This is a genomic window from Rhodococcus sp. 11-3 (assembly GCF_023704055.1).
In the GTDB taxonomy this organism is placed as follows: Bacteria; Actinomycetota; Actinomycetes; order Mycobacteriales; family Mycobacteriaceae; genus Rhodococcus; species Rhodococcus aetherivorans.
The window spans coordinates 4,187,592-4,201,008 of record NZ_CP080406.1; the positions used below are offsets into that span (position 1 = coordinate 4,187,592).

At 72.6% G+C, this 13,417-nt stretch carries 1 protein-coding gene (running past one end of the window); it reads right to left on the minus strand.

The window, feature by feature from the left end; translation table 11 throughout:
• Positions 1-13,417, minus strand: the final stretch of a protein-coding gene (locus KZJ41_RS19515; RefSeq protein WP_251549433.1) for a non-ribosomal peptide synthase/polyketide synthase. It continues 16,127 nt past the right edge of the window; only the last 13,417 of its 29,544 coding nucleotides appear in the window; its start codon lies beyond the right edge, outside the window; it ends in the stop codon at positions 1-3.

Here is a 13,417-nt window from a genome sequence, read left to right on the forward strand (position 1 = left end):
TCAGGCGACGACGACCCGATGGGCCGTGCGCCACCGCTCGAGCAGGTCCTCCGGCGCCCGATCGACCACGACCACCACCGCCAGATCCTCGAGCCCCCCGGGTTCGAGGGTGTCGAGCGCGTCGGCGGTCAGGTGGGCGTGGGTGACCCACTCGTCGTACAGGGCGGCGTCGAGTGCCTCCCCCGAGTCGGCGCCCTCGGGCACCACGACGACCGTCGCGCCGGTGGCCGTGACCAGCAGCGGCTCGAGCGCACCGGCCTCCGCCGCGGTCGACCCGACCGCGGCGCTGCGCGACTCGTAGGTCAGGCCGTACTGCTCGCGCAGCTCGCCGATCCGGTCGATCAGCTCGGCCTGGGTGAACGTGCGGGTCGCGGTGACCAGGGCCGGGCTCTCGGACCCGACGACCCGGAGCCGGTCCGCGTACGAGACGGGGTGTGCGGCCTGCGCCGCCTGCTCGGCGCGCAGCTGCTCGTCGTCGAGCGGCAGCCACGTGACGGTGCCGGGCAGGCCGGCGGTGAGTTCCGCCACGGTCAAGCCCAGCGTCACCCCTGCGGCGCCCGGCGCCCCGACGAACGGGCCGCCGGGATCGACCATCAGCAGGGCCGCGCCGGTCTTGGCGACCGCCCACTGCGCCACCACCGACTGCACCGACCGCGGGACGGCGACGGCGACGACGTCGCCGGTGCCGATGCCGCGCGCGATGAGCAGCCGCGCCAGCCGCGACGACCGCGCGTCCAGCTCGCGGTACGGCACCTCGGTGCCGTCGACGGCCACGGCCGGGGCTTCCGGATCCTCCTCGACCACGTGGGCCAGCACGGCGGCGAGCGTGCGGCCGGTGCTCGCGGCCGGAGCCTGCGCCGGCTCGGCCTCGGCGACGAGGTGTGCCCGCTCCGCGGCGTCCATGAGGTCGATGTCCCCCACCGCCGCCTGGGCGTCGGCCACGAAGGCGTCGAGGACCCGCACGAACCGCTGCGAGAGCACGGTCACCTCCGTCTCGTCGAAGTACCGCTCCAGGTACTTGAAGGTGAACACGATCTCCGACTGCGCGAGGGTGAGCAGCGTCAGCGGGTAGTGGGTCGCGTCGTCGAGCCGGACGTCCGTGACGGTCATGCCGTCGAGGTCCGTGGCGGCGGAGGACAGCGCGGCCCGGTCGATCGGGTACGACTCGAACACGAGCAGCGTGTCGAATCCGATCCGCCCGCCCGCCCGCTGCTGGATCTCGGTCAGACCCAGGTAGTGGTGGCCGAGCAGTTCCGCCTGCTGTGCCTGCACGCGGCGCAGCAGCTGCGCGACGGTCTCGTCGTCATCGGTGTCCACCCGCACCGGCAGAGTGTTGATGAACAGGCCGACCATCGACTCGACGCCGGGCAGCTCGGCCGGCCGGCCGGACACGGTGGCGCCGAAGGTCACGTCGGAGCGTCCCACGATCCGGCCGAGCAGCACCGCCCAGGCCGCCTGCACCAGGGTGTTCACGGTGACCCCGAGGCTCGCGGCCAGGGCGGTCACCGCCCCGGCGCGTTCCTCGTCGAACACCACGTGCACCGAGGAGATGGCGTCCGCGTCGGGATGCCGCACCGACGGGGCGAGGACGGTCGGCTCCTCGACGCCGGCGAGTGCCTTCGCCCACACCTCGAGCGACGCCTCCCGGTCCTGCTCCGCCAGCCACTCGAGGAACTCCCGGTAGGAGCGGACGGCCGGGAGCGCGGTGGTGTCCCCGTGCGTGACGTACAGCGCCATGAGGTCCTGCATGAGGACCGGCATGGACCAGCCGTCGAGCAGGATGTGGTGGACCGTCACCGCGAGCAGCGAGCGGCCCTCGGCCACGTCGACGAACAGGAACCGGATCAGCGGGGCGGTGCCGAGGTCGAAGCGCCGGACCTGCTCGTCGCGCAGGATGCGGGCCAGCTCGGCGTCGCGGGCGTCCTCGGCGAGGCCGCCGAGGTGCTCGTGCCGCCACTGCACGTCGACGTCACCCAGCACCAGCTGCACGGGATCGCCGCTGTCGGTGACGAACACCGTCCGCAGGTTCGGGTACCGGTCCAGCAGCGCCTGCGCCGCGGCGCGCAGCCGCTCCGGATCGACCGCACCGCCGAGTTCGAGCACCGCCTGCATCGTGTAGACGTCCACGCTCGCCTCGGTCATGAGCGCGTGGAAGTGCAGACCCGCCTGCAGCGGCGACAGCGGCCACGCGTCGGTCACCGACGGGTACCGCGACTGCCACACGTCGAGGTCGTGCTGGGCGACCGACACGAGCGGCACGTCCGACGGGGTCAGGCCCCCGGCGCCCGGCTCGCGGACGTGGCGGGCCAGCGCAGCCAGGGCCTCATGCCAGTGCTGTGCCAGCTCCTCGATCTCCGAGCGCTCGACCACCCCGGCGGGGAAACCGAAGCGCGCCTCGAGCTGCGGGCCCTCCGGGCGGTACGACACGGTCGCCGCGACGTCGATCGTCGCGGTGACGGGCAGGCCGGCGGGGCGGACCGTGAGGTCGCCGAACGCATCGGCCGGCGCCCACGCGCCGCCCGGGACCGGCTCGCCGTAGTGGAACGCAACCTGCGGCCGCGGAGCGCCGAGCTCCCCGGCGGAATCGGGGTCGAGGTGCCGCAGCAGACCGAAGCCGGCACCACCGTCGGGCAGGGCCCGCAGCTGTTCCTTGACCGCCTTGACGGCGGCGCCCATCGCCGGTCCCCCGGCGAACGCGTCGTCGAGGTCGATTCCCTCGAACCCGGCACGGAACGGGAATACGGTGGTGAACCATCCGACGGTCCGGGACAGGTCGGCACCGGGGACCACGGCCGCGTCGCGTCCGTCCCCGTCCACCGCGAGCAGCGTGGACGTCTCGTCGATGCCCCGGTCCCGGCGCCACCGCACCAGCGCGAGGCCGAGCGCGGTGACCAGACCGTCGCGGACGGTGCCGTGGAACCGCTCGGGCACCGCGGTGAGCAGCGCCTCCGTGTCCGCGGCGGGGACGGTGCCGCGCACGTGCTCGACCGTGGCGCCGAGATCGACGGCCGGGTCGAGCGGGCGGTTCCCGATCGGGAAGTCCGGTCCGTCGAGGATCGAGCGCCACAGTGCGAGTTCCGTGCGGCGCTCGGGCCGGCCGGCCGCCTCGACCAGCCCGTGCGCCCAGCGGCGCAGGGAGGTACCGACCGGGGGCAGCACCACCGGGCGTCCGGCCGCGAGGGCGTCGTACGCGGCGGCCAGATCGTCGACCAGGATGCGCCAGGACGCGTCGTCGGCCACGAAACGGTGGGCGACGATCAGCAGCGTCTCGCCGCGCCCGTCGTCGATGCGGACGAACTGCACCATCCGGCCCGTGGCGGGGTCGAGTCGCTCGACGGCCGCCCCGAGGGCCCGCTCGGCGCGGGCCCGCACGTCGTCGGCCGCGTCCGTTGCCGGTTCCGCCTGCGCCAGCAGGGTTTCCGGGTCGACGGTGCCGGTGGCACGCACCCGCAGGGCGACGGCGCCGTCGGCGTCGTGCTCGACGATCGCACGCAGCGCGTCGTGATGGTCGACGAGCACGCCGATCGCCCCGGCCAGGGCATCGTGGTCGACGCCGGAGGGCAGGATCACCGCCGTGGCCACGGCGAGTCGTTCGACGTGGTCGGCGGCGTCGAGCGCGTCACGCATCGCCGGCGTCAGCGGGACGTCGCCGACACCGCCGCCGGGCAGTTCCGCGGGTGCACCCGCCCCACCGCCGGTGAGGGTGGCGACCTCCGCCAGACCCGCGACGGTCTTGCGTTCGAACACGTCCCGCGGGGTGAACACCACGCCGCGGGCCTTCGCGCGCGAGACCAGCTGGATCGAGACGATGCTGTCGCCGCCGAGGGCGAAGAAGTCGTCGTCGAGACCGACCTGTTCGAGACCGAGCACCTCGGCGAACACCCGCGCCACGGCCTCCTCCGTGACGGTGGTCGGGGCCCGGAACTCCCGGGCCTCGAACACCGGCGCCGGCAGCGCCCTGCGGTCGAGCTTGCCGTTGACGTTCAGGGGCAGCGCCTCGAGCACCACGAACGCCGCCGGCACCATGTACGACGGCAGGTCCCGCCCGAGTTGCGTGCTCACGTCGGCGACGTCGAGCACGACGCCGGGCTGCGGCACCACGTAGGCGATCGCCTGCGGTCCGACCCGGTCGTCCTCGCGGACGATCACCGCCACGTCCCGGATACCGTCGACGCCGCGCAGCGCGGCCTCGATCTCGCCGAGCTCGATGCGGAAACCGCGAATCTTGACCTGGAAGTCCGTGCGTCCGACGTACTCCAGGCGACCCGCCGGATCCCACCGCACCAGGTCACCGGTGCGGTAGAGCCGTTCGCCGTCCCCGAACGGCGAGGCGACGAACCGCTCCGCCGTCAGATCCGCCCGGCCGTGGTAGCCGCGCGCCAGCTGCGCACCCGCCAGGTACAGCTCGCCGGGCACGCCGGCCGGGACCGGATTCAGCCGCGCGTCGAGCACGTACACCCGCGAATTCCACTCCGGGACACCGATCGGCACCGACACCCCGGTGGCGTCGTCGACCTCGTGGAAGGTCACCGACACCGCGGCCTCGGTCGGACCGTACAGGTTGTCCAACCGGGCCGTGTTGTGCGCCAGGAACCGTCGCGCCGTCGCCGCCGGCAACGCCTCACCGATCGCGAGCACCCGTCGCACCGACGCCGGGAGCCGGTCCTCGCCGTCGACGAGGAGCGTCTCGAGCATCGACGGCACCACGTGCAGGGTGGTCACGGACCGCTCGGCCATGAGCGCGGCGAGGTAGCGGGGGTCGCGGTGCCCGTCCGGCGCGGCGATCACCAACCGGCCACCGGAGACCAGCGCCGACCAGAACTCCCACACCGACAGATCGAACGTCGCCGCCGTCTTGAGCAACACCGCATCGTCGGCACCGAGCGCGTACTCCGCCCGCTTCCACACCAACTGGTTCACGATCGCCCCGTGCGGCACCGCCACACCCTTCGGCCGACCCGTCGAACCCGACGTGAAGATCACATACGCCGTGTTCGACGCCCGCAACGGCGCCAACCGCTCCGCATCGGGGACCGGAGCGTCCGACAGTTCGTCGAGGTCGAGGGTGTCGAGAGTGAGCGTCGGGATCGTCTGTCCCGGTACCACGAAGCCGTCGCGCTCGGTGGTCAGCACCACCACCGGAGCCGCGACCTCGAGAATGTACCCGGTCCGCTCCGCCGGCTGATCCGGGTCCAGTGGCACATACGCACCACCGGCCTTGGCCACGGCGTACATGCCCACCAGCAACTCGACCGACCGGCGCATCGCCAGCGCCACCGTCGACTCCGGCCCCACACCCAGCGCAACAAGCTGCCGCGCAAGACGATTGACCCGGGCATCGAACTCGCCGTAGGTGAGCGTCACACCCTCGAACACCAACGCCGGCGCGTCGGGAGCGCGCCGCACCTGCTCGTCGAACAGATCCACCAGCGTCGCCGGCCCCCCGACCGCACGAGCGGTCTCGTTCCACGCCTCGAGCACCCGCACCCGCTCGGCCACCTCGAGAATCTCGATATCCCCCAGAGCCACCGACGGATCCGCCACGACCGCCTCGAGCACCCGCACGAACCGCTCCGCGAACACCACGACGGTCGGCTCGTCGAACAGATCCGTGGCGTACGTGAGCACGCTCGTGATCCCCTCGGGGGCGCCGTCGTCGGCGTACCGGTCGGTGACCACGAGATGCAGGTCGAACTGCGAGGTCTGCAGGTCCGCGTCCACACCGGAGACGGTCAGTCCCGGCAGCTCGAGGCTCGTCGTCGCGAGGTTCTGGAACGACAGGCCCACCTGGAACAGCGGATGCCGCGCCGTCGACCGCTCCGGATTGAGCACCTCCACGAGCCGCTCGAACGGCACGTCGGCGTTCGCGAAGGCCTGCAGGTCCCGCTCCCGCGCCTGGTCGAGCAGGTCGGCGAAGGACTCGCCGGGCTCGACCCGGGTGCGGAAGACCAGCGTGTTGACGAACATGCCGATCAGATCGTCGAGTTCACGCTGACCGCGGCCGGCGATCGGCGTGCCGATCGCGATGTCGTCGGTGCCCGACAGCCGCGCGAGCAGCACCGCGAACGCGGCGTGGACGGCCATGAACAGCGTCGCCCCCCGGCCCCGCGCCAGCTCGACCAGCCGCCGGTGCAGGTCGGCGTCGATCGTGAAGTCGATCTTCCCGCCCGCGAAGGACTGCACGGCCGGTCGCGGCCGGTCGGTCGGCAGATCCAGCTGGTCCGGCAGATCCGCCAGGGCCTGCTTCCAGTACGTCACCTGCTTCGCGGCCACCGACGCCGGGTCGTTCTCGTCGCCGAGCACCCGCCGCTGCCACAGGGCGTAGTCGGCGAACTGCACCGGCAGCGGTGCCCAGTCCGGAGCGTTCCCGGTCGACCGGGCGACGTACGCCGCCACGAGATCGCGGGTGAGCGGCCCCATCGAGGAGCCGTCCGCCGAGATGTGGTGGACGACGAAGGCGACGATCATCTCGTCCTCGCCGACGGCGAACAACCGCACCCGGATCGGGGCCTCCGACGTCACGTCGAAGCCGGTGTAGGCCAGCTCGCGGATCCGATCGGCGACCTCGTCCCAGGTGGTGACGACCGGTGTCAGGTCCGGGACCACCGCCGTCACCGGCAGCACGACCTGGACCGCGCCGTCGTCGGTCTCCGGGTACGCCGTGCGCAGCACTTCGTGCCGGGTGAACACGTCCCGGATCGCGTCCTGCAGCGCCGCGACGTTCAACCGGCCCGAGAGCCGCAGCGCCACCGGCAGGTTGTAGGCCGCCGACTCCGGGTCGAAGCGGTTGAGGAACCACATGCGCTGCTGGGCGAGCGAGAGCGGCACCCGTTCCGGCCGCGGCCCGGCCACCAGTGGCACGGACCCGCCGGATCCGGCGTGCTGCTCGACGTGCGCCGCGAGCGCCTCGACCGTCGAGGCGTCGAACAGCACCCGCACCGGCACCCGCGAATCCAGCGCCGCACCCAGGCGCGCCACCAGCTGCGTGGCGATCAGCGAGTTACCGCCGAGCGCGAAGAAGTCGTCGTCGAGACCGACCCGGTCCACGCCGAGGACCTCGGCGAAGATGCCCGCGACGATCTCCTCGATCGGAGTCGTCGGGGCCCGGAACTCCCGCGCGGCGAACGTCGGCGCGGGCAGCGCCTTGCGATCGAGCTTGCCCGAGGTGTTCAGCGGGAACTCCGCGAGCACCACGATCGCCGCGGGCACCATGTACGACGGCAGCGTCCGCGTCACGAACGCGATCACCTCGCCCGCGTCCACCTCGTGGCCCGGCGCGGGAACGACATAGCCGGCGAGCTGGTCGCCGGTCGGGGTCGGCACCACCAGCACCGCGGCCTGGTTCACCGACTCGTGCGCCAGCAACGCCGTCTCGATCTCGCCGAGCTCGATGCGCTGACCGCGGAACTTCACCTGGAAGTCGGTGCGGCCGATGTACTCGAGTTCCCCGGTTTCGTTCCAGGTGACCAGGTCGCCGGTGCGATACATCCGCTCCCCCGGCGCCCCGAACGGGTTCGCGACGAACCGGTCGGAGGTCAGGTCCGGGCGGCGGACGTAGCCGCGGGCCAGCTGCACGCCCGCCAGATACAGCTCACCCGGGACCCCGACCGGCACCGGCCGCAGCCGGCCGTCGAGGACCAGCACCCGCACGTTCCACTCCGGGACGCCGATCGGCACCACGTCGACCGGTCCGGTGGCCGGCGCCTGCCAGAAGGTGGCCGACACCGCCGCTTCGGTCGGGCCGTAGAGGTTGTCGATCGCGGCCGTGCTGATGCGCCGCACGCCCTCGATCGTCTCCGGCGGCAGGGCCTCGCCGATCACGAAGATGTGCCGCAGCGTGGCGCACGACTCCCGGTCGACGTGGGCGGCGAACACCGTGAGCATGGACGGTACGAAGTCGGTGATCGTCACCTTCTCGCGGGCGATGACGTCCGCGACGTACACCGGGTCGCGGTGGCCGTCGGGTGTCGCCACGACCAGCTTCGCCCCCACGCTCAGCGGCATGAAGAAGCCCCACAGCGACACGTCGAACGTCGTGGCCGTCTTCTGCAGGTAGACGTCCTGCGCCGTCATCTCGAACTCGTCGAGCATCCACGCCGTCTGGTTGACGATGGCGCGGTGCGTGACGGCGACGCCCTTGGGCCGGCCGGTCGAGCCGGACGTGAAGATGGCGTAGGCCGTGTTGTCCGGGCGCAGCGGCGCACGCCGGTCCCGGTCGGTGACGGGCGCGTCCGAGACCGCCGACAGATCCAGCTCGTCGACGAGGACGGCGTCGACGGTGAGCCCGTCGGGAACGGTGAACTCGTCGCGGGCGGTCGTGACGATGCACACCGGGTCGGCCGTGTCGAGGATGTGCCGGACACGGTCGACCGGGTGATCCGGATCGATCGGCACCCATGCGCCGCCGGCCTCGACGATCGCGTACATGCCCACCAGCAGGTCGAACGACCGCCGGATCGCCAGGCCCACCAGGGACTCCGGCCCCACCCCCTGCGAGATCAGGTGCCGCGCGAGGCGATTGACGCGGGCGCCGAATTCGGCGTACGTCAGCTCGGCACCCTCGTAGGCCAGCGCCACCGCATCCGGGGTGCGCCGGGCCTGCGCCTCGAACCGGGACAGGAGCAGTTCGGTGCCGTCGAGGGCGTGGTCCGAGTCGTTCCACCCGTGCAGGATCTGCTCGAGTTCGGCCGCGTCGAGCAGATCGACGTCGCCGACGGGCAGCGCCGGCTGCTGTGCGATCGCTTCGAGGACCCGCACGAACCGCGACAGCAGCGTCTCGACCTGCTGCACGTCGAACAGCCTGCGCTGGTAGCGCAGGTCGAGTTCCATGCCGGATCCGACATGGATGAACAGGCTCAGCGGGTAGTGGGTGGCGTCGTTCGTGCCGACGCCGGTGACCGACATGCCGTCGATCGACGCCGCCTGGTCGGCCAGGCCCTTCTCGTCGAGCGGGTAGGACTCGAACACCGTGAGGGTGTCGAACGCCACGGTCGGCCCGGCGACCCGCTGGATCTCGGTGAGACCCAGATGATGGTGTTCGAGCAACTCGGCCTGCTCCTGCTGCAGGCGCTGCAGGAACCGCTCGATCGGCTCCTGCGGATCGAACGTCACCCGCACCGGCAGGGTGTTGATGAACAGGCCCACCATCGACTCCACGCCGGGCAGGTCCGCCGGCCGGCCCGACACGGTGGCGCCGAAGACGACGTCGTCGCGTCCGGTCGACCGGCCGAGCAGCACGCCCCACGCCGCCTGGACGAGGGTGTTGACGGTGACGCCGAGCCGGGCCGCGGCCGAGGCGATCTCGGCCGTGCGGGCGTCGTCGAGCAGCAGCCGCACGCGGTCGGCGCCCTCGGCGCCGGGGTGCCGGTCGGTCGCCGGGGCGAGCAGCGTCGGCTCCTCGAACCCGTCGAGCACCCGGGCCCACGTGGCGCGGGAGGCGTCGAGGTCACGCTCGGCGACCCACGCCAGGAACGACCGGTAGGAGCGGGCCCGCGGCAGCGGCGACGCATCCCCGCGGGTGGCGTACAGCATCATCATGTCCTGCATCAGCAGCGGCATCGACCAGCCGTCGATGAGGATGTGATGCACGGTCACGCCGAGCTGGTAGCGGCCGTCGCCGAGCGACGCGAGGACGAACCGGATCAGCGGCGCCTCGTCCATCGCGAACCGGCGCGCCTGCTCCTCCCGCCAGAACGGGACCGTCGCGCGCACGCCCTCGGCGGCGACGAGCTGCGACAGGTCGGCCTCACGCCACGGCACCCGCACGTCGGAGAGCACCACCTGCACCGGGGCACCGGCGGCGTCGGTGACGAACACCGTCCGCAGGTTCGGGTACCGGTCGAGCAGCGCCTGCGCCGCACCGCGCAGCCGCTGCGGATCGACCACGCCGTCGAGGTCGAGCACGGCCTGGATCGTGTAGACGTCCACGCTGGATTCGTCCATGAGGGCGTGGAACAGCAGGCCCGACTGCAGCGGGGACAGCGGCCATACGTCGGTCGCCGACGGGAAGCGCGCCTCCCACGCCTCGAGGTCCTGCTGGGTCACCGACACGAGCGGCACGTCCGACGGGGTCAGGCCGCCGGCGCCGGGCTCGCTCGCGTACCGGGCCAGCGCCGCGAGCGCGTCCACCCAGTAGGCGGCGAGGGACTCGATCTCGTCCGGGCCGAGAAGGCCGGTCGGGAAGGCGAATCCGGCCGCGAGCTGCGGTCCGTCCGCACCGTCGGACACGATCGCGTTGATGTCGACGACGGCGTTGGCGGGCATGTCCGCGTCGAGGGCGGCGTCGACCCCACCGAGCGCGTCCGTCGGAACCCAGCCGATCGCGGCGAGTTCCTCGGGCACGTCCGCGGCGGACACCCGGCCGAGGTAGTTGAAGCTCACCTGCGGCTGGGTGGTGTATGCGGACAGGATCTGCGAGCCGACCGGATCGAGGTGGCGCAGCAGGCCGTAGCCCATGCCCTTGTCCGGGATCGCCAGGAGCTGTTCCTTGACGGCCTTGACGGCGGATCCCATGGCGGTGCCGCCGGCGAAGGCGTCGTCGACGTCGATGCCGGTCAGGTCCACCCGCACGGGATGCGCGCTGGTGAACCAGCCGACGGTGCGGGACAGGTCCGCACCCGGCACGACCGACTCCTCGCGGCCGTGACCCTCGAACTTCAGCAGCGCGGACGTCGCGTCGACGCCGCGGTCGCGCCGCCACCGGGTCAGCGCCAGGCCGAGCGCGGCGATGAGCCCGTCGTTGACGCTGCCGTGGAACAGCGCGGGCACCGCGGTCAGCAGCGCCTCGGTGTCGGCCGCGGGGATGTTCACGTCGAGACGCTGCACGGTCGACGCGACGTCGACCGCCGGGTCGAACGCGCGGCCGCCGAGCAGCGGGTCCGACCCGTCGAGCACCGACCGCCACAGCTCCAGCTCCGCCCGGCGTTCGAGCGCGCGCGCGGCGTCCACCAGACCGTGGGCCCAGCGGCGCAGCGACGTGCCGACCGGCGGCAGCGCGACGTCCTGTCCCGCCGCCACCTGGCCCCACGCGACGGCGAGGTCGGGCAGCAGGATTCGCCAGGAGACGCCGTCGACCACGAGATGGTGGGCGACGACGAGCAGCACGCCGGGGCGTTCGCCGGGTCCGAAGTCGAACCACACGAACCGCAGCACCCGTCCCTCGGTGGGCGCGAGCCGGTCGAGCGCGGCGTCGAGCTCGCGCGACGCGACCGCGGTGAGCGCGGCGGCGTCGATGTCGGCGGGCACCTCGACGCGGGTGACGAGTTCGTCGGCGTCGACCGTGCCCGCGGCACGCACCCGCAGCACGGGGGCGCCGTCGGCGTCGTGCTCGAGGATCGACCGCAGCGCGTCGTGGTGGTCGACGACGGCGCCGATGGTGCGCACCAGCACGTCCCGGTCGATGTCCTTAGGCAGCGTCACCGCCACGGACTGGGAGAAGCGGTCGAACCCGCCACCCCAGCCGAGCACCTCGCGCATGATCGGCGTGAGCGGCACCTCGCCGACGCCGCCGCCGGGCAGTTCCTTCAGCCCGCCGGGGCCCTCGCCCGCGGTGGTGCGGGTCGCGACCTCGGCGAGACCGGCGACCGACCGGCGCTCGAACACGTCACGCGGCGTGAACACGACGCCGCGGGCCTTGGCGCGCGAGACCAGCTGGATGGAGACGATGCTGTCGCCCCCGAGCGCAAAGAACGACTCGTCGACGCCGACCCGGTCGAGGCGCAGCACCTCGGCGAACACCTCGGCGATGATCTCCTCGAGATCATTGCTCGCGGCCCGGAATTCGCGCTCCTCGAGCTCCGGTTCGGGCAGCGCGTCGCGATCGAGCTTGCCGACAGGGGTCAGCGGGATCTTGTCGAGCACGACGAGCGCGGAGGGCACCATGTGCGCCGGCAGCGAGCGGCCGACGAACTCGGTCAGCGCGGCGGTGTCGATCGTCGCGCCCGCCTTCGGCAGCACGTAGGAGACGAGCACGGTTCCGCCGGAGGGCGTCGTGCGGCCCAGCGTGGCCGCGAACTCCACGGTCTCGTGGGACGTCAGCGCCGAGTCGATCTCGCCGAGTTCGATGCGGAAACCGCGCACCTTGACCTGGAAGTCGCTGCGCCCGACGAACTCGAGTTCGAGCCGGTCGTCGTCCATGACGCGCCAGCGCACCATGTCGCCGGTGCGGTACATCCGCCCGCCGTCCGCCGTGAACGGATCGGCGACGAACCGTTCCGAGGTGAGCACCGTGCGCCGGTGGTAGCCGCGGGCGAGGGCGGCACCCGACAGGTACAGCTCACCCGCGACACCCACGGGGACGGGCCGCAGCCGCGAGTCGAGGACGAGGGCGGTCGTGCCGCGCACGGGGCCGCCGATCGTGATCGGATCCCCGGGCCGCACGTGCGCATAGGTGGAGATGACCGTCGCCTCGGTCGGACCGTAGCCGTTGAGCAGCGTGCGGCCGGGCGCCCACCGGTTCACCAGCTCCGGCGGCAGGGCCTCACCACCGACCACGACCACCTCGAGGCTGTCGAGGCCCTCGGGGTCGACGGTGCCGATCACCGCGGGGGTGATGATCGTGTGGGTGGGGCGTTCGGTGCGGAACAGTTCCGCGAGGTCGGGGCCGCCGATGATCGTCGACGGCACGACGACCAGCGTCGCGCCCTGGGAGAACGCCGCGATCCACTCCATCACCGACGGGTCGAAGCTCGGCGACATGATGTGCAGGAACCGCGAGCGGGACGTCAGGCCGTACAGGTCGATGATCGTGTCCAGCAGCCCACCGAGGCCGGTGTGGGTGACCACGACGCCCTTGGGCCGGCCCGTCGAACCCGACGTGTAGATCAGGTAGGCAGGGTGCTGCGGGCGCAGCGGCCGGACACGGTCGGCGTCGGTGATCGGTGCCGACGAGCGGGCCGCGACGTCCGGTGCGAGACCGGGATCGTCGACGACCAGCCACTCGGCGTCGTCGGGCAGGCCGGCCCGGTGTGCGGTTCCCGTGATACCCAGGGCCGCACGGGAATCGGAGAGCATGTAGCGCACGCGCTCCGGCGGGTACGACGGATCGACCGGCACGTGTGCGGCGCCGGCCTTCGCCACCGCCCACACCGCACGGACCATGTCGTAGGAGCGCGGGAACGCCACGGCGACGATGTTCTCGGGGCCTACGCCGCGCTCGACCAGCAGCCGCGCGAGCCGGGACGAGTCCTCGTCGAGCTCGCGGTAGGTGATCGACCGTCCCTCGTACCGCACGGCGGTGGCGTCCGGGTCCAGGGACGCGCCGGCCGTGAGGAGGTCGGCGAGGGTTCCGCCGCTGACGACGTCGGTGCCGCGGACGTGGGTCAGCCGCTCGAGCTCGTGCGGCGCGAGCAGCGGCAGGTCACCGACGGGCAGGGCCGGGTCGGCCAACGCCGCGTCGAGGAGGTGCGCGAAGCGGGCG